Source organism: Sulfitobacter sp. 1A13421, from assembly GCF_043557285.1.
Taxonomy (GTDB): Bacteria; Pseudomonadota; Alphaproteobacteria; order Rhodobacterales; family Rhodobacteraceae; genus Sulfitobacter; species Sulfitobacter faviae.
On record NZ_JBIFFQ010000001.1, the window covers coordinates 501,270 to 519,985 of the forward strand.

Genomic DNA, 18,716 nt, shown 5'->3' on the forward strand with positions numbered 1-18,716 from the left:
AAGAGAATGACCGATTTCACAATGAACAAGGATGCCGAAGGCATCGCCACCATCACTTGGGACGTGCCGGGCAAGAGCATGAACGTCATGTCCTTCGACGGCCTGCGCGATCTGGAAAAGCATATCGACGACGCGCTGGCCGATGACGCCGTGAAGGGCATCGTCATCACCTCCGGCAAGGAAGGCTCCTTTGCCGGGGGCATGGACCTGAACCTGCTGGCCAAGATGAAGGAAGACGCGGGCGACGATCCGGCCAAGGGTCTCTTCGAGGGCACGATGCAGATGCACGCCCTGCTGCGCAAGATCGAGCGCGCGGGCATGGACCCCAAGACCAACAAGGGCGGCAAGCCCGTGGCCTGCGTAATCCCCGGCACCGCCGCGGGCATCGGGCTGGAACTGCCGCTGGCCACGCACCGCACCTTTGCCGCCGACAACCCCAAGGCGCGCATCGGTCTGCCGGAGATCCTCGTGGGCATCTTCCCGGGCGCCGGTGGCACCACGCGGATGGTGCGCAAGCTAGGTGCCATGGCGGCCTCGCCCTTCCTCTTGGAAGGCAAAATGGTCGCCCCTGCCGCCGCGCAAAAGGCTGGGATCATTGATGAGGTTAGCGAAGACCCGATGGCCGCGGCCCGCGACTGGGTGCTGAACGCCAAGGATGCCGATTTGGTCAAACCTTGGGATGCCAAGGGCTATAAAATGCCCGGCGGCGCGCCCTATCATCCGGCGGGTTTCATGACCTTTGTGGGTGCCAATGCGATGGTCAACGGCAAGACGCAGGGCGTCTATCCGGCGGCCAAGGCGCTTTTGTCGGCGGTCTATGAAGGGGCGCTGGTGCCCTTCGACACGGCCCTGAAAATCGAGGCGCGCTGGTTCACCAACGTGCTCATGAACCCGTCCTCGGGCAATATGATCCGCTCGCTCTTCCTCAACAAGGAAGCGCTGGAGAAAGGCGCGGTGCGGCCCGAAGGCGTGCCGGACCAGCGCGTGAAGAAGCTGGGCGTTCTGGGCGCGGGCATGATGGGTGCCGGCATCACTTTGGTCTCGGTTCAGGCCGGGATTGAGGTTGTGTTGATCGACCAGACGCAGGAGGCGGCCGACAAGGGCAAGGCCTATTCCGCGAGCTATTTCGACAAGGGCATCGCCCGCAAGAAATCGACCGAGGAGAAGAAGGCCAAGGCGCTCGATCTGATCACCGCGACCACCGATCTCGATGCGCTCAAGGACTGCGATCTGATCATCGAAGCGGTCTTCGAAGACCCCAAGGTGAAGGCCGAGATGACCCAGAAGGTCGAAGCGGTGATCCCCGAGGAATGCATCTTTGCCTCCAACACCTCGACCCTGCCAATTACTGATCTGGCGAAAGCGTCGAGCCGTTCCGAGCAGTTCATCGGCATCCACTTCTTCTCACCCGTTGAGAAGATGCTGCTGGTGGAGATCATCAAAGGCAAGGAGACCGGCGACCGGGCCGTGGCCAAGGCGCTCGACTATGTGCGCCAGATCCGCAAGACGCCGATCGTGGTCAATGACGCGCGCTTCTTCTACGCCAATCGCTGCATTATTCCCTACATCAACGAGGGTGTGCGGATGGTGCAGGAGGGTGTCGAGCCCGCGCTGATCGAGAATGCCGCGAAGTTGGTCGGCATGCCGTTGGGCCCGCTGCAGCTGATGGATGAGACCTCGATCGATCTGGGCGCCAAGATTGCCCGTGCGACTAAGGCGGCGATGGGCGATGAATACCCCAACGACGACATCGACCCGCTGGTGTTCTGGATGGAGGAAGAGGGCCGTCTGGGTCGCAAGGCCAACGCCGGTTTCTACAGCTATGACGCCAAGGGCAAGCGCGAGGGTCTGTGGCGCGGCATGGGGCACAAGTACCCCGTGGCCGACGATCAGCCCGAGCTGATCGAAGTGCAGCACCGGTTGCTGTTCTCGCAGGTCTTGGAGGCCGTGCGCGCGCTGGAAGAAGGCGTGTTGATGGACATCCGCGAGGGGGACGTGGGCGCGATCCTTGGCTGGGGTTTTGCGCCTTGGTCCGGTGGCCCACTGAGCTGGCTCGATATGATCGGCGCGCCCTATGCGGCGGAGCGTTGTGACGCGTTGACCAAGAAATACGGTGAGCGCTTTGCCTGCCCGGACCTACTGCGCGAAATGGCGCAGAAGAACCAGAGTTTCTACGGACGGTTCAACCCGGACGCCAAGGCGGCGTGAGGGGGAGAGGGGCGCTTCGGCGCCCCTTTTTATTTGACGCTCCTGCTGCCACCCGGCCCGGAATCAAGCCGCAGGCGCCGGGCCATCGCCTGCCCGTCCCCCGGGTAGGCGATTTGGTGAGGCTGAGCGTGACCCCGCGAGGGCACATCACGGTTGAACCATAAAGTGGCAACAACACTGCGCGGGTCGCCAACCCACGGGCAGGCGCTGGCCCTAGTGCTCTTGGTAAACGTAGCCGAACCGCGCGATCTCCTCGGCGCAGAGCTCCGCCACTAGATCGTGCAACTCGGGTGTATAGGCCGCCTCCCCTTCCGAGGCATTCACCCGCGGCAATTCCAACTCAAACCCAAGATGCTCAAACAACGGCGCCGCATCTTCGAAAAAATGCTCCAGCCGAATATAGAGATCACAGCGCTCCCGCCCTGCAGCATCCTGCATATACCGCCGCGCAGGCCATGCGCGCAGACTGGCTTGCGTCTGCGGATGCCGCAGGAACCCGGCGAAATCCGTCGCCTTCGCCAGCGCCACCGCCGGATGCTCAAACCCCTGCCCCCGCAGCCAGCGATAGTAGCTCGCGACCCGCTCCCAAGGATTGCGCACCAGCGTGAAGCAGAACAGCCCCGAGAGTTCCTCCGCTGTCACCAACCCGTCGATGTCCGCCAGCGTCGAATGCTTCCACAGCCGCCCCGCGGTCTCGCCCCCCTGCACCCGCCGCCGCCGCTTGCGCGCTTTCGGCGTATCCCCCAGCATCACATCGTCTTTCATCGCGCGATCCTCAAGCGCCAGCGCCAGTGAGGTGCCCCCGGTCTTGGGGATATGCACGAAGACGTAACGCCGACCGCGACTGATGATCACTCCACCGCCTCCGGCGCGCGTAGGGTCGAAGGCTCATCGCTGCGCAGGGCGATCACCGCCCCGGCCAGTGCGATCAACGCCATGCCCGCGAATGCCAAGGGCGGCACCTCTTGATCCCAAAGGATATAGGCCCAGAAACTGGCGAAGATCAGAAGGGAGTACTCGAAAATCGCCACATGCCCGGCCTCTCCCAATTGGTAGCCGCGCACCAGAAAGCCGATGCCGATGAGCGAGCCTGCCGCCTGCACCGCGATCCAGAACCACATCGGGCCGTCAAGCGGCCCCCATGTGCGGCTGACGAAACCTTCGGCCCCCGCCACCTCCGCCCCCGGCAGAACCAAGACACCGATGCCGCCCATGACTGCCAACATGCCGAAGAAGCCCGCGGTCATCACCATCGTGCTCTCCCCCTCGCACCACGCCCGCGTCGCTACGGCGCCGATGGCATAGAGCGCCCCGGCCAACAGCGGGAGGAAGGCCACGGGGTCAAGATCGCTCGGGTCAGGGCGGATCACCATCAAGGCCCCGGCAAAGCCCACGGCCACGGCCCCCCACCGCCACGGGCCGACGCGTTTGCCCTGAAACAGGGCCGAGATCATCAGCACGAAAAGCGGCGAGGTGAACAGCCCGGCCACCACCACCCCGATGGGCAGAAAGGCAAGACAGCCGAAATAGATCAACATCGCGCCCGCCTGAAACAGGCTGCGCCCGGCCACGGCCCAGAACCGCCGCGGGCGCAGAATGCCGAAACCCAGGGCCGCGAGCACCATCAGGATCGCCACCGCCATAAGCCCCCGCAGGAAGTGAAACTGCCAGAGCGACCCGCGCTCGGTGATGAAGGGGACGAAATTATCCGTCAGCCCCAAAGCCGCCATACCGCTCACCGCGTAAAGCGCCGCCAGCCCCGATTTTACCGCTATGTCCTGCATCTGCCCTCCTTTTCCCTCCTGACCTCTTTTCAAAGTCACGTCCGGGCAGCAATACTCAACCCCAAATCGCAACCAATGCCTTGGGAGGGGTCGCATGGGGTGGATGACGGATGAAAGCGGGCTTGAGAAATGCGCGGCGAATTTCGTGCCGCTCACGCCCTTGTCGCATTTGGCCCGCGCCGCAGAGGTTTTCCCGAACCAGACGGCAGTGATCCACGGCGTGCATCGCGTCACCTATGCCCAGTACCATGACCGCTGCACCCGCCTCGCCGCGCTACTGGCCGAGATCGGCGTGACCCCGGGCGATGTGGTCGCCACCCTTATCCCCAACTTGCCCGCGCAGGCCGAGGCGCATTTCGGCGTGCCCGCCTGCGGGGCCGTGCTCAACACCATCAACATCCGTCTCGATGCCGGGACGGTGGCCTATATCCTCGACCACGGCGGCGCCAAGGTGCTGCTGGTCGATACCGAGTTCCTGCCGCTGGCCGAGGAGGCCTGCGCGCAGATGGAAGGCACCTGCCCCGCGATCATCGAAGTGCCCGACCCCACCGCCGGCTTTCCCGCCACCGGGCGGCATCCGCAATACGAAGAACTGCTGGCCGAGGCGAACCCCAATTTCCAGTGGATCATGCCGCAGGACGAATGGGAAAGCCTCGCGCTGAACTACACCTCCGGCACCACCGGGCGGCCCAAAGGCGTGGTCTATCATCACCGCGGCGCTTACCTGATGACCATGGGCACGGTGATCTCATGGCAGATGGTGCTGCGCCCGGTCTTCATGCAGATCGTGCCGCTGTTTCACTGCAACGGCTGGAACCACACTTGGATGATGCCGCTTCTGAGCGGCACGCTGGTCTGTTGCCGCGACATCACCGCGGCGGCGATCTATGACGCCATCGCCGATCACGGCGTCACCCATTTCGGCGGCGCGCCCATCGTGCTGAACATGCTGGTCAACGCGGAGGCAGAAGACCGCCGCGCCTTCGATCACCGGGTCGAGGTTTTCACCGCGGGCGCGCCCCCGGCCCCCGCGACCCTGTCGAAGATCGAAAAGCTGGGGTTCAACGTCACGCAGGTCTATGGGCTGACCGAGACCTTTGGCCATGTCACCGAATGTCTCTGGCAAGGCGAATGGGATGGGCTGCCCGAGCCTGAGCGCGCCGGGATCAAAGCGCGCCAAGGTGTCGCCATGCCGATGATGGAAGAGATCACCGTGATGGACGCCGAGATGGCCCAAACCCCGCGCGACGGCGCGGCACAGGGCGAGATCATGATCCGCGGCAATGCGGTGATGAAAGGCTACCTCAAAAACCCAGACGCCACGGCCGAAGCCTTTGCGGGCGGCTACTTCCACTCCGGCGACATCGCGGTGCAGCATCCCGACGGCTACATCCAGATCGCCGACCGCGCCAAGGACATCATCATCTCGGGCGGAGAGAATATTTCGAGCGTCGAGGTCGAGGGTGTGTTGATGGGCCACGGCGCGGTCAACCTCGCCGCCGTGGTGGCGCAACCGGATGAAAAATGGGGCGAGGTGCCCTGCGCCTTTGTCGAGTTGAAACCGGGGGCGGAGGCCAGCGAAGAGGCGCTGATCGCCTTCGCCCGCGCGCGCCTTGCCGGGTTCAAGACGCCCAAGCGCGTGGTCTTTGGCGAACTGCCCAAAACCTCCACCGGGAAGATCCAGAAGTTCGAATTGCGCAAACAGGCGGCGTGCCTCTAAGGCGGGGCATTATGTCACCTGCCATTGCTGATCCCGCAGCGCGTGGTAGAGTGGCGAAAACTGACAGGCCCGCAGCAGAACCCCATGACCGCCTTGACAAAATACGCCCGGCTCGAAGCGACGGGCCTCTGGCGCGCCGCGCCCGATGCGCAGCGGCGCGAGGTGATCGTCTCTATCGGTGACGCGACACTGGTGATCAGCGATCTCAAGGATCAGGCGCTGACCCATTGGTCGCTGGCCGCCGTCGACAGGGCCAACCCCGGCCAGACCCCCGCGCTCTATCATCCCGACGGGGATCCGGGCGAAACCCTGGAACTGCCCGACAATGAAACCGAGATGATCGAGGCCATCGAAAAGCTGCGCCGCGCGATCAATCGCAGCCGTCCCAAGCCGGGGCGTTTGCGGTCGGTCGGGATGCTGGCCTCCGTCGCGGTGGTGGCGGCGCTGGCGGTCTTTTGGATGCCCGGCGCGCTGCGCGATCATGCGATCAAAGTGGTGCCAGAGGTCAAGCGTGTCTCTTTGGGCACGGCGCTGCTCAAGCGGCTTGAACGCGTCTCTGGCCCCGCCTGCGAAAGCCCCGGTGGAAGCGCCGCGCTGGCGCGGCTCACCAAACGGTTGGAGGTCGGGCGCGTGGCGATCCTGCCTGATATGACCCGCGCCAGCCTGCATCTGCCGGGCCGTCTCATCGTGCTCGACCGCGCGGTGCTGGAGGATTACGAAGAGCCCGATGTCGCCGCGGGCTATGTGCTGACCGAGGATGTGGCGCGCCGGGAACATGACCCGCTGCGCGCGCTCTTGGAGGCTGTGGGCCTGCGCGAGAATTTCCGCCTGCTGACCACCGGCGATATCTCTTCCGAGGCGCTGGATGCCTATGCCGAGCAACTGCTGATGCGCCCCGCCGCGACACCGCAGGTTGAGGCTCAACTGGCGCGATTTGCCAAAGCCGAGCTGCGCAGCAAGCCCTATGCCTTTGCGCGTGACATCACCGGCGAAAGCACCCTGCCCCTGATCGAAGGTGACCCGATGAACGGCAAGCTGACCGCGCCGCTGATGTCGGATGCCGATTGGCTGAGATTGCAAAGCATCTGCGGCGGCTGACTGATTGGCCCAAGAAAAAGGCCAGCCCGGGGAAACCGCGGCTGGCCTTTTACCTTCATTACAAAACGCTTAGCGCCGCAGATAGGCGTCCCGGTATCCTGCCCGGCGCAATTGGCCAAGCGCCGCTTGGGCAGAGCCGCCCGCGATGGGGCCTGCCTGAACGCTGTGGTAGGTCTTGCCGCCACGGGTCTGTTTGCCAATGCGGGCGGGCAGCCCCAAGGCCGCGATCTGCCGGGCCGCGCGCTGCGCATTGGCGGGGCTGCCAAAGACACCGACCTGCACATAGCCCGCTTTGGTGCTGGGCTGGGCTGTCGGGGCCGAGCGGCTGGAATAGACGGGGGCCTTCTTGATCGGGCGGGCATCCCGATGGATCGGCGCGGCGTTGCGGTAGCGCAGCACCCGTTTCACCACTTGGCCATCCCGCTCGACGATCTTGACCCGCCCCAGCTTGCGGCGCTGCGTTTCGATATCGAGATAGGGATAGATCAGCGGCACTTTGGCGGTCACGTCTTCGCCGGTGGCCTTGTTGACCAAACGGCGCGGCAGGGTCTGGGTCCAGACCAATAGCATGTCGGCGCGGCCTTCCAAGGTTTGCTCGGCCCGGTGCGGGTTCAGACGGTCGTCTTCCCAAACCTTCCGGTATCCTTTCGGGACTTTCACATTGGTCGTGTTCACCCGATTGATCGCCACATGTTTCGGCACGATCCGCGTCTGCGTGCCCACGGCGCGGGCGGGCTTGGCGCTGACCACCGGTGCGGCGACGGCGGCAGGGGCCACGATCCGCGCGGGTGCAGTGGCAACGCCGGGCATCACACCCGCGCTGCGGTAGGGCTGCGGTGCGGTGCCGCGCTGCGGGCTCGAAGGGGCAAGACGCCCCGTCACAATCGGCTCCGCCTGCGGACCGCAGCGCACGCTATAGCCATCCCCGCGCCGCATATAGCGCTGCGACAGGGGCGAAGCGCCGGGGCAAGCGGTGACAAAGCCAGCCGGTGCCGGGGCGGCCAGCGCGACGGGTTTGCTGGGCACCACCGGCACGGGGCGCGGTGCGGTCTCGCGCACGACCTTGGGCGCGGATGCACGCACCGGGGCCGGCGCCACACGGCGCACCACCTTTTGCGGCGCGGGCCGCGCCACGGGGGCCTTCGGCTTTGCCTTAGGCGCGGACGCTTCGGCGACGCGGACCGGGGGTGTCTTTGCGGGGGCCGGTTCGACCTTGGTCCGCGCCGCCTCAACCTTGGCCTCTGCCACTTTCACGCCATTCGTGGGCTGGAACCCGCAAATTTGCTCGCGCGCGCGGCTCATGCGGGGCACCCAAGACACATTCCCGTCAATGCCCGCGCGGATGAACACACATCCCGCGCTGTCGACATATTGCTTACCCTTGTAAGAGGACGGCGGAAACTCTGCCGGTTGGCTGCGGCTGTCCTGCGCTTGGGTCTGCGATCCGCCGACGCCCAAGGCTGCGACGATCATCGCCATGGCAATACTTCTGGTAAGTGTCATCTAATGCCCCCACACTATCTGGTAGAACGATGCATCAGCGCGCGGCCTGAGTAAAGCACCGCGCGCCGATTAGCGAAACTTACCCGATCACTTGGTGCCGAACATCCGGTCACCCGCGTCGCCCAAACCGGGGATGATATAGCCCTTTTCGTTGAGGGACTCGTCCAGCGAGGCCGTGACGATGCGCACGTCCGGATGCGCCGCTTTCATGGTGGCGACCCCCTCGGGCGAGGCCAGCAGGCAGAGGAAGATGATATTGGTGGCGCCTGCCTCTTTGAGCAGATTGATCGCCGCGACCGAAGAATTGCCGGTGGCCAGCATCGGGTCCACGGCGATGACGAGGCGGTCTTCCATCGCCTCGGGCACTTTGAAGTAATACTGCACCGGCTGGAGGGTCTCTTCGTCACGGTAGAGACCGACAAAGCCGACCCGCGCCGAGGGGATCAATTCAAGCACCCCATCCATCAGCCCGTTGCCCGCCCGCAGGATCGAAATCAGCGCCAGTTTTTTGCCGTCGAGCGTTGGCGCGTCCATCTCTTGCATCGGGGTCTCGACCCGTTTGGTCGTCATCGGCAGGCCGCGCGTCACCTCATAGGCCAAAAGCTGGCTGATCTCGCGCAGCAACTGCCGGAAGACGGCGGTCGAGGTGGCTTTGTCGCGCATGATGGTCAGCTTGTGCTGCACCAGCGGATGGTCGACGATCGTCAGGTGATTGGGGGTATCGGTCATGCGGCAGGCTCCTTTATTTGCCCTGCTTCTAGCCGCACAAGCGCCCCGCTCGCAAGCAAAGGCTGCGCGGCTACTGCGGCACCTCTACCCCCAGATGCCCGGCGACGAGGGCTGCGACATCGGTAAAGCCGATCTGCCCCAACGCCCCCGCCCCGGTCCCTGCGACCAGCACCTGCACCCTTTCGCGGGTGTGATCGCTGCCCGCCCATGTCGGATCATTGCCATGGTCTGCCGTCACCACCAGCATGTCGCCCTCGCGCAGTGCGGCGATCACCTTGCCGATCTCGGCATCGAACCACTCCAACGCGCGGGCATAGCCCGAGACATCGCGGCGGTGTCCATAAAGGCTGTCGAACTCCACGAAGTTGGCAAAGGTCAGGCTGCCCTCTTCGGCCTCGGCAACCAGATCATGCAGATGGTCTATCAGCTTGGCATCCGGCCCTTTGCGCAGCTCGTCGATGCCCTGCATGGTAAAGATATCGCCGATCTTTCCCACTGCATAGACCCGCCCTCCGGCGTTCTGCACCCAATTGGTGAGCACTGGTTTCGGCGGGGTGATGGCATAGTCGCGCCGGTTCGCGGTGCGCTGGAATGCGCCCGGTTCGCCAGTGAAGGGCCGCGCGATGACACGGCCCACCTTCATCTCATGCAGGCGGGGCGCGATGTCTTGGCAAAGCGTCAAAAGGCGGTCGAGGCCAAAGGTCTCTTCATGCGCGGCGATCTGGAACACGCTGTCGGCAGAGGTATAGCAGATCGGCCAGCCGCTTTCGCAATGCTCCGCCCCCAGCCGTTCGATGATTGCCGTGCCAGAGGCGTGGCAATTGCCCAAGATGCCATCGGTGCCCGCGAGCCGCGCGACCTCTGCGGTCAGGTCTGCGGGAAAGGCAGGCGTTTCATCCGGGAAGTAATGCCATGCCCAAGGCACCGGCAGCCCGGCCAATTCCCAATGGCCCGAGGGGGTGTCTTTGCCCTGCGAAACCTCCGTCGCAGCCCCCCAGCGGCCTTCGGGCGCAGCACCCAGCCCCGGCGCCTCCATCCCACTGGCGAGCTTCAGCGCGGCACCCAGACCCAACCGGTCGAGATTGGGCAGGGCCAGCGGCCCGCTGCGCCCCTCTTCAGCCTCTCCCGCGGCACAGGCCTGCGCGATATGACCCAGCGTATTGGCCCCGGTATCGGGCAGATCACCGTTAAAGAAACCCCCCGCGTCCGGCGCACCGCCGATGCCGACGGAATCGATCACGACCAAGAATGCACGTCCCATCAATCGATCCTTTCCAAAATCAAATCCGGCGCTTCAACCGCCTTGTCCCCTAGCGTGATCGCCGCCAGAACCGTCGCCTCTGCCGCATCCGCAGCCGCCTCTCCCGCCGCGTGGATCGTGGCCAAAGGCGCGCCCGCGCGGACCTCTTCGCCCAAGCGCAGCACCTGCGACAGGCCCACCGCCGGGTCGATCTGGTCCGCCTCGACCACCCGGCCCCCGCCGAGGTTGACCACCGCCATGCCGAGCGCGGCGCCGTCGATCGCGCTCACATAGCCGCCTCGCGGCGCGGGAACCGCTCGGATCACCGGGGCTTTGGGCAGAATGCGCTCCCAGTTTTCGGCGAAATCGGCAGGTGCGCCCATGGCGCTGAGCATCCGGGTGAAACGCTCCAACGCGCGGCCATCGCGGACCGCCGTGCGCAGGGCTTCGGCCCCCGCCTCAGCCGTCGCGGCCAGACCGCCATTGGCAAGAAGCCCACCGCCCAATTCAGCCGTCACATCAAGGATCGGCCCCGTCACCGCCCCGGTCAGCACCCGCATTACCGCGGCCACTTCCAGCGCGTTGCCAAGGCTCGGCACCAGCGGCTGGTTCATGTCACTGATCACCGCCGTCGTCGGGCAGCCCGCCGCCGTGGCGGTGCCGCTCAGCGCTTCGGCCAAGGCACGCGCCTGCGCGAGCTCCTTCATGAAGGCGCCCGAGCCCACCTTCACGTCGAGCACCAGCCCATCCAGCCCGGCGGCGAGCTTTTTCGACAGGATCGACGCGGTGATCAGGTCGAGCGAATCTACGGTCGAGGTCACATCCCGCACCGCATAAAGGCGCCGATCCGCCGGGGCGATGTCGCCGCTGGCGCTGACGATGGCGCAGCCCACCTCCCGCACGACCGCGCGAAACCGCGCCTCATCCAACTGCGTGCTGACGCCGGGGATCGCCTCAAGCTTATCCAGCGTGCCGCCCGTATGCCCCAGCCCCCGGCCCGAGATCATCGGCACATAGGCCCCGCAGGCGGCCAGCGCGGGGGCGAGGATCAATGAGACGCAATCGCCCACCCCGCCGGTCGAATGTTTGTCGAGCACGGGGCCGTCCAAGTCCCAGTCCAACACCTGCCCCGAATCGCGCATCGCGAGGGTCAGCGCCACGCGGCCCTGCTGGTCCAAGCCATTCAGGCAGATGCCCATGGCAAAGGCTCCGGCCTGCGCGTCGCTGACACGGCCATCGGCCAGCGCCCCGGCCATCCAGGTCAGCGCCTCTGCATCCAATGCCTCACCATGGCGCAGCCGCGCCAGAATGTCCCGCGCGCTCATGCGGTTAACCCTGCATATGGGCGGCGCCAAAGGCCCCCGGCAGCAAGTCGCCCATGGTGGTCTGCTGTTCCTTGCCCGCCACGGTCGCCATGGTGACGGATACATCCCCGCCCGAGAATTCCACCAGTTTCTGGCGGCAGCCGCCGCAGGGCGTCACCGGCATATCGCTGCCCGCCACGACATAGACCTCGGCGATCTCACGCTCGCCTGCTGCGACCATGGCAGCAATCGCGCCCGCCTCGGCGCAGGTGCCCTGCGGGTAGGCGACGTTTTCGACATTGCAGCCACTGAACACCGCGCCCGAGGCGGTGCGGATCGCCGCGCCGACCTTGAAATTCGAATAGGGCGCATGGGCGTTTTCCCGCACCAATACAGCCGCGTCGCGCAAATCAGTCATTAGGCTCTCCCTTTTCTAGGACTATAGAAAATTGCCCCGCCCTGTGCGATGCAAAACCACATGTCCCCTCAATCGCCTCTTAAAGCCCGCGCAAAATGACCTGCAAGGGCGACGCTGGGGCAAAGCCATCCGGCACCCAGACCGCCCCCGCCAAAAGCCGCTTTGCTTGCGCGCAAAAATTAGTTTAACGCTAAACCATTATTCGGGAGAAGCATAAACGATGTCCGACACCCCCAACCTGCGCCAAGCTGCATTGGATTACCACGAACACCCCCGGCCCGGGAAACTGGAGATCCGCGCGACCAAACCGCTGGCCAATGGCCGCGATCTGGCGCGGGCCTATTCACCGGGCGTGGCCGAGGCCTGCATCGAGATCAAGAACGACCCCGACACCGCCGCGCGCTATACCTCGCGCGGCAATCTGGTGGCCGTGGTCAGCAATGGCACGGCAGTGCTGGGGCTGGGCAATATCGGCGCGCTGGCCTCGAAACCGGTGATGGAGGGCAAGGCCGTGCTCTTCAAAAAATTCGCCAACATCGACTGTTTCGACATCGAGCTTGATCAGTCCGACCCCGAGAAACTGGCCGAGATCGTCTGCGCAATGGAGCCGAGCTTTGGCGCGATCAACCTCGAAGACATCAAGGCGCCCGACTGTTTCGTAGTCGAGAAGATCTGCCGCGAGCGGATGAACATCCCCGTTTTCCATGATGACCAGCACGGCACCGCCATCGTCGTCGGCGCCGCCGCCAAGAACGCGCTGCATGTGGCGGGCAAGCGTTTCGAGGACATCAAGATCGTCTCCACCGGGGGCGGGGCGGCGGGCATTGCCTGCCTCAATATGCTGCTGAAACTCGGCGTAAAGCGTGAGAACGTCTGGCTCTGCGACATCAACGGGCTGGTCTATGAGGGCCGGACCGAGGATATGAACCCCAGCAAAGCCGAATATGCGCAGAAATCCGACCTGCGCACGCTGGATGATGTGATCGACGGGGCCGACCTCTTCCTCGGTCTCTCCGGCCCCGGTGTACTCTCGCCCGAGATGGTGGCGAAGATGGCCAAACGCCCGATCATCTTCGCGCTGGCGAACCCCACGCCAGAAATCCTGCCCGATATCGCCCGCGCCGTGGCACCGGACGCGATCATCGCCACAGGGCGCAGCGATTTTCCCAATCAGGTCAACAACGTGCTCTGCTTCCCCTTCATCTTCCGGGGCGCGCTGGACGTGGGTGCGACCACGATCAACGACGAGATGAAGATCGCCTGTATCGACGGCATCGCCGCCCTCGCCCGCGCCACCACGAGCGCGGAGGCGGCAGCGGCCTATCAGGGCGAGCAGCTGACTTTTGGCGCGGAATATCTGATCCCGAAACCCTTCGATCCGCGCCTCATCGGCGTGGTCTCTTCCGCCGTGGCGAAGGCCGCGATGGAGACGGGCGTAGCGGCGCGGCCCATCGAAGACCTCGACGCCTACAAGCGCAAACTCGACGGATCGGTGTTCAAATCGGCGCTGATCATGCGCCCGGTCTTTGAATCCGCCCGCTCCTCCCCCCGCCGTCTGGTCTTTGCCGAGGGCGAGGACGAACGCGTGCTGCGCGCCGCGCAGGCGATCATCGAAGAGACGGTGGAACGGCCCATTCTGATTGGCCGCCCCGAGGTGATCGAACGGCGCATCGAAAAGGCGGGTCTGAACCTGCAACTGGGCCAAAACGTCGATCTGGTGAACCCCGAGAACGACCCCCGCTACCGCGATTATTGGGAGACCTACCACAGCCTGATGTGCCGCCGCGGCGTCAGCCCCGACATCGCGCGGGCAATCATGCGCACCAATACCACCGCCATTGGCGCCGTCATGGTGCATCGTGGTGAGGCCGACAGCCTGATCTGCGGCACCTTTGGCGAATTTGGCTGGCACCTCAATTACGTCAACCAAGTGCTGGGCCGCGACGGTTTCCGCCCGCATGGCGCGCTTTCGATGATGATCCTCGAAGACGGGCCGCTTTTCATCGCGGATACCCAAGTGAACCTGCACCCCACCCCCGAACAGATCGCCGAGATCGCCATCGGGGCCGCCCGCCACGTCCGCCGCTTTGGCATCGAGCCGAAAGTGGCGCTCTGCTCACAAAGCCAGTTCGGCAATCAGGGCGAAGGATCGGGCAAACGTCTGCGCGCGGCGCTGGAGATCCTCGACGCGGGCAACCATGATTTCGTCTACGAAGGTGAGATGAACATCGACACCGCGCTTGATGCCGAACTTCGCGCGCGGCTGCTGCCCTGTAACCGAATGGAAGGGGCCGCCAATGTGCTGGTCTTCGCCCATGCCGATGCCGCCTCGGGCGTGCGCAACATCCTGAAAATGAAGGGCGACGGGCTTGAGGTCGGGCCGATCCTGATGGGCATGGGCAACCGCGCGCATATCGTGTCGCCCTCGATCACCGCGCGCGGGCTGCTGAACGTGGGCGCCATCGCGGGCACGCCGGTCGCGCATTACGGCTAAGGCCAGACAAGGCGCCGCCCCGAAAGGGCGGCGCAACGCCGTTCAGAACCGCCAGGTGAAGGCGCGGCTGACGCCAATGCGCATGGTCCATTGATCCTCTGACCCGGCCTGTGTGATCGGGCTGTCGGCGGCGTCATTCAGCAGACGTTGATAGGCCACGGCCCCTTCCAGCGCCCATGCCTCGTCCAAACGATAGGTCGCCTCGACCTCGACACCCGCGCCGAGCAGACCGCCACCGGCCTCATAAGCGGCGAAGTTCGTGGTGGCGGTGTCGACGCCGTAATAGGTGTCAGCATAGGTGTCGTTGCCAAGGCTGAAACGCGGGCCTGCGGTGATAGTCCAGCGTTCATCGGGGCGGAAGATCACATCGGCGCCAATGTCGCCGGTCACGCCTTCATGGCCGCCAAAGCCACGGCGCACCTTGCCGAAGACCTGCCAGTTCACCTCGCGGTAGACCACGCCAAAGCCCAGTTCGACCGCCGCGTCGATATCCTCAAGCCCCGCAAGCTCCGCGTGATCGGAACTGTCACGCTCACCCAGATAGCGGAACGCGCCGGTGAAACCGAAACCGGTCTTGGGCGCTTCGCCAATGTTGGTGCCGATCTTGCGCCCGCCCCATTCCAGCGAACCGAAGGTAAAGGCCAAATCCGGCGTCGCACGATAGCTGCTCGCCCCCGGATAATCCGGCGCCGCCCCGACACCGCCGCGCAGGGCGAAGTTGATGCTACGGTCCTGCGCCGCCGCAGGCAGCGCGGCAACAATGGCAAGGCAGGATGCAAGAGGCAAAGAAAGGGCGAGACGCATAATGGCAGGCTCCGGAAAAACTGTGAATTTCCGCCCAATCTAGCATGACGCGGCGCGACTGACAGGAACAATAGCGTTCCGCTTGCCGAAATCTTTCTAAGCGGCCAGAGTGACTGGAAATAATTGCGCGACACTGCACCTATACCCGGCCCGCGGGTTTGCCGCACAGTGCAACAGGAGGAGGAACACCATGGGATATCGCGACACCTACGACCGCTGGAAGGCCGACCCGGAAGCCTATTGGCTAGAGCAAGCCGAGGCGATCGACTGGGACATCGCGCCGACGCGCGCGCTGTTTGATCGGGGCGACCATATCTACGAATGGTTCGCGGATGCCAGTGTGAACACCTGCTACAACGCCGTGGACCGCCATGTCGACCAAGGCAATGGCAAGCGCGTCGCAATCATCCATGACAGCCCGATCACCGGCAATAAATCGACCCTGACCTATAGCGAGTTGCAGGCCCATGTCGCCTCGCTCGCCGGGGCGTTGGTGGCGCAGGGCGTCGAGAAGGGCGACCGCGTGGTGATCTATATGCCCATGGTCCCCGAAGCGGTGGAGGCGATGCTGGCCTGCGCGCGGATCGGCGCGATTCATTCCGTGGTCTTCGGCGGCTTCGCCTCTAGCGAATTGGCGGTGCGGATCGACGATTGCAAACCCAAGGCGATCATCGCCGCCTCCTGCGGGGTGGAGCCGTCGCGGGTGGTGGATTACAAACCGCTGCTTGATGGGGCCATCGAACAGGCCAACCACAAGCCTGACACCTGCATCATCCTGCAACGCGGCCAGAAACCCTGCGAGTTGAACCCCGAGCGGGACATCGATTGGTATGCCGCCCAAGACGGCGTGCGCCCGGCGCCCTGCGTGCCCGTGGAGGGGAACCACCCGGCCTATATCCTCTACACATCCGGCACCACCGGCGCGCCCAAGGGCGTGGTGCGGCCCACGGCGGGGCATCTGGTGGCGCTGAACTGGACCATGAAAAACGTCTATAACGTCGAACCGGGAGAGGTCTTTTGGGCCGCCTCGGACGTGGGATGGGTCGTGGGGCACAGCTATATCTGCTACGCGCCGCTGATCGCGGGCAACACCACCGTCGTATTCGAAGGCAAGCCCGTGGGCACGCCCGACGCCGGCACCTTCTGGCGGGTGATTGAGGAACATGGCGTGGCGAGCTTCTTTACCGCCCCCACCGCCATCCGCGCCGTGAAACGCGAAGACCCCGAGGGCGAAGAGATCAAGGAATACGACCTGTCGAGCCTGCGTGCGCTCTATCTCGCGGGGGAGCGGGCGGACCCCGATACCGTCGAATGGGCGCAGGAGAAACTGAGCAAGCCGGTCTACGATCACTGGTGGCAGACCGAGACCGGCTATACCATCGTCGGCAACCCGGCGGGGCTTGAGGCGCTGCCGGTCAAGGTCGGCTCCCCAACCGTGCCGATGCCGGGCTATGATGTGCAGATTTTGGATGAGCGCGGCGACCCCCTGCCCGCCGGAGAGTTGGGCGCCATCGCCATCAAGCTGCCCCTGCCCCCCGGCACCCTGCCGGGGCTCTGGAACGCCGAAGACCGCTTTCGCAAATCCTACCTCAGCACATTCCCCGGCTATTACGAGACCGGCGATGCGGGCCGGATCGACGAGGACGGCTATGTCTGGATCATGGCGCGCACCGATGACGTGATCAACGTCGCGGGCCACCGCCTGTCGACCGGCGCGATGGAAGAGGTTCTGGCGGGCCACCCCGATGTGGCGGAATGCGCCGTTGTGGGGGTCAGCGATGAGCTTAAAGGGCAGATGCCCATCGGCTTTTTGTGCCTCACGAAAGGCGTCGACCGCCCGCATGAGGAAATCGTCGCCGAATGTGTCACCCGGATGCGCGAGCAGATCGGCCCCGTCGCCGCCTTCAAACAGGCCGTGGTGGTCGACCGCCTGCCCAAGACACGCTCGGGCAAGATCCTGCGCGCGACGATGGTGAAGATCGCCGATGGGGAGGATTTCAAGACCCCCGCAACCATCGATGATCCGGCGATTTTGGACGAAATCCGCGAGGCGCTGAAGGGCATCGGCTACCCGCAGGGCTAACCAAAAATCACATGGCGGTGGACCTTTGCCTGTCCGGCGCTACAGTTACCCCCACGGAAACGCGCGCGCAGCCCAGCCCGCGCGTTTTTTACAATTGCGTTGCTTGCGCAAAATATGCGAATCGCCCCCGGAAATGCCCCCCGGCGGGGCCAACCACGACAGCACATTCAGTGGGTCTTTTCCCTCCCGGAGCTTGCCCTCCGGCCGCGCAGAAAGGTTTTCGACGTGCAGACACCCTATTACCTGATCGACAAGGCCAATCTCCGCGACAATATGGAGAAGATCGCCCGCCTGCGCGTGCTGTCGGGCGCGCGTTGCCTGCTAGCGCTGAAGTGCTTCGCCACATGGTCGGTCTTTGACTTCATGTCCGAGTATATGGACGGCTCGACTTCCTCGTCGCTTTACGAAGTGCGGCTCGGGGCCGAGAAATTTCCCGGTGAGTCCCATGCCTATTCGGTGGCCTACGCCGAGCATGAGATCGACGAGGTGTTGGGCCATGCCGACAAGATCATCTTCAACTCCATCGGCCAGCTCGACAAGTTCGATGCGCAATCGCAGGGCCACATCCGCGGGCTGCGGGTGAACCCCGGCGTTTCCACCTCGGACTTTGATCTCGCCGACCCCGCCCGCCCCTTCAGCCGTCTGGGCGAGCATGATCCGGCAGCGATCGACGCGGTCGCCGACCGGATCAGCGGGCTGATGTTCCACAACAATTGCGAGAACGACGACTTCGCCCGTTTTGATGAGATGCTGACCCTGATCGAAGACCGCTTCGGCGCGGTGCTGCACAAGATGGATTGGATCAGCCTTGGCGGCGGTATTCATTTCACCGGCGAGGGCTATCCGCTCGACGATCTGGCCCTGCGCCTCAAAACCTTTGCCGACCGGTTCGGCGTGCAGGTCTACCTTGAGCCCGGGGAGGCCGCGATCACCGGGGCGGCGACGCTGGAGGTCACCGTGCTCGACACGATGTTCAACGGTAAGAACCTTGCCATCGTCGACAGTTCCATCGAGGCGCATATGCTCGATCTGCTGATCTACCGTGAGCCTGCGAAGGTGAGCCCCGACAGCGGTGACCACGAATGGATGATCTGCGGCAAGTCCTGCCTTGCGGGCGATATCTTTGGCGAGTTTCGCTTCGATGCGCCGCTGAAAGCGGGCGACCGGCTCTCGTTTCAGGACGCTGCCGGTTACACGATGGTCAAGAAAAACTGGTTCAACGGCGTCAAGATGCCCGGCATCGCGGTGCGCGAGTTGGACGGAACCACCCGAATGGTGCGCGATTTCGACTATGACGATTTCGCCGCCGCCCTGTCGTGACAAGGAAGAGG

14 protein-coding genes are annotated in these 18,716 nt (G+C 64.5%); 6 read left to right on the plus strand and 8 right to left on the minus strand.

All coding sequences use genetic code 11. From position 1 onward, the window contains the following. Nucleotides 1-6 precede the first annotated feature (6 nt). On the plus strand, nucleotides 7-2,208 hold the full coding sequence (locus tag ACGYLI_RS02480) for a 3-hydroxyacyl-CoA dehydrogenase NAD-binding domain-containing protein (protein WP_394416828.1): 2,202 nt from the start codon (nucleotides 7-9) through the stop codon (nucleotides 2,206-2,208). 213 nt (nucleotides 2,209-2,421) lie between these two features. On the opposite strand, the gene ACGYLI_RS02485 is transcribed toward ACGYLI_RS02480, so the two are convergent. Together ACGYLI_RS02485 and ACGYLI_RS02490 are read right to left on the minus strand one after the other, a co-directional pair. After that, on the minus strand, nucleotides 2,422-3,063 hold the full coding sequence (locus tag ACGYLI_RS02485; protein WP_394416830.1) for a sulfotransferase family 2 domain-containing protein: 642 nt from the start codon (nucleotides 3,061-3,063) through the stop codon (nucleotides 2,422-2,424). Further along, nucleotides 3,060-3,992 (minus strand): DMT family transporter, encoded by a 933-nt coding sequence (locus ACGYLI_RS02490; protein ID WP_394416832.1) that lies wholly within the window; start codon nucleotides 3,990-3,992, stop codon nucleotides 3,060-3,062. The genes ACGYLI_RS02485 and ACGYLI_RS02490 overlap by 4 nt, the downstream gene beginning before the upstream one ends. A 94-nt stretch (nucleotides 3,993-4,086) precedes the next feature. On the opposite strand from ACGYLI_RS02490, the gene ACGYLI_RS02495 reads away from it, so the two are divergent. Further along, nucleotides 4,087-5,712 (plus strand): AMP-binding protein, encoded by a 1,626-nt coding sequence (locus ACGYLI_RS02495; RefSeq protein ID WP_394416834.1) that lies wholly within the window; start codon nucleotides 4,087-4,089, stop codon nucleotides 5,710-5,712. An 84-nt stretch (nucleotides 5,713-5,796) separates the two neighbouring features. Beyond that, a complete protein-coding gene (locus ACGYLI_RS02500) occupies nucleotides 5,797-6,810 on the plus strand; it encodes a hypothetical protein (RefSeq protein WP_394416835.1) in 1,014 nt (337 codons plus the stop codon). A 69-nt stretch (nucleotides 6,811-6,879) separates the two neighbouring features. Here ACGYLI_RS02500 and ACGYLI_RS02505 read toward each other — a convergent pair whose 3' ends face one another. The 5 genes from ACGYLI_RS02505 to ACGYLI_RS02525 form a co-directional block, all read right to left on the minus strand. Continuing rightward, nucleotides 6,880-8,313, minus strand: coding sequence for an SPOR domain-containing protein (locus ACGYLI_RS02505; protein WP_394416837.1), 1,434 nt, complete (start codon nucleotides 8,311-8,313; stop codon nucleotides 6,880-6,882). An 87-nt stretch (nucleotides 8,314-8,400) separates the two neighbouring features. Then, nucleotides 8,401-9,042, minus strand: a complete 642-nt coding sequence (upp, locus tag ACGYLI_RS02510; protein ID WP_067263778.1) for a uracil phosphoribosyltransferase — start codon at nucleotides 9,040-9,042, stop codon at nucleotides 8,401-8,403. 70 nt (nucleotides 9,043-9,112) lie between these two features. Next, nucleotides 9,113-10,303, minus strand: coding sequence for a phosphopentomutase (locus ACGYLI_RS02515; protein WP_394416839.1), 1,191 nt, complete (start codon nucleotides 10,301-10,303; stop codon nucleotides 9,113-9,115). Then, on the minus strand, nucleotides 10,303-11,607 hold the full coding sequence (locus ACGYLI_RS02520) for a thymidine phosphorylase (RefSeq protein ID WP_394416841.1): 1,305 nt from the start codon (nucleotides 11,605-11,607) through the stop codon (nucleotides 10,303-10,305). The genes ACGYLI_RS02515 and ACGYLI_RS02520 overlap by 1 nt, the downstream gene beginning before the upstream one ends. Before the next feature lie 4 nt (nucleotides 11,608-11,611). Next, on the minus strand, nucleotides 11,612-12,004 hold the full coding sequence (locus tag ACGYLI_RS02525) for a cytidine deaminase (protein ID WP_394416843.1): 393 nt from the start codon (nucleotides 12,002-12,004) through the stop codon (nucleotides 11,612-11,614). Nucleotides 12,005-12,224: 220 nt separating this feature from the next. On the opposite strand from ACGYLI_RS02525, the gene ACGYLI_RS02530 reads away from it, so the two are divergent. After that, entirely contained in the window at nucleotides 12,225-14,498 is a 2,274-nt protein-coding gene (locus ACGYLI_RS02530; protein ID WP_394416845.1) for an NADP-dependent malic enzyme, read from the plus strand. Nucleotides 14,499-14,540: 42 nt separating this feature from the next. Here ACGYLI_RS02530 and ACGYLI_RS02535 read toward each other — a convergent pair whose 3' ends face one another. After that, nucleotides 14,541-15,284, minus strand: a complete 744-nt coding sequence (locus tag ACGYLI_RS02535) for a MipA/OmpV family protein (protein ID WP_394416846.1) — start codon at nucleotides 15,282-15,284, stop codon at nucleotides 14,541-14,543. 208 nt (nucleotides 15,285-15,492) lie between these two features. Here ACGYLI_RS02535 and ACGYLI_RS02540 point away from each other — a divergent pair, with 208 nt between their 5' ends. Together ACGYLI_RS02540 and ACGYLI_RS02545 are read left to right on the plus strand one after the other, a co-directional pair. After that, a complete protein-coding gene (locus ACGYLI_RS02540; RefSeq protein WP_394416848.1) occupies nucleotides 15,493-17,385 on the plus strand; it encodes a propionyl-CoA synthetase in 1,893 nt (630 codons plus the stop codon). A gap of 225 nt (nucleotides 17,386-17,610) precedes the next feature. Beyond that, nucleotides 17,611-18,705 (plus strand): carboxynorspermidine decarboxylase, encoded by a 1,095-nt coding sequence (locus ACGYLI_RS02545; RefSeq protein ID WP_394416850.1) that lies wholly within the window; start codon nucleotides 17,611-17,613, stop codon nucleotides 18,703-18,705. Nucleotides 18,706-18,716 lie beyond the last annotated feature (11 nt).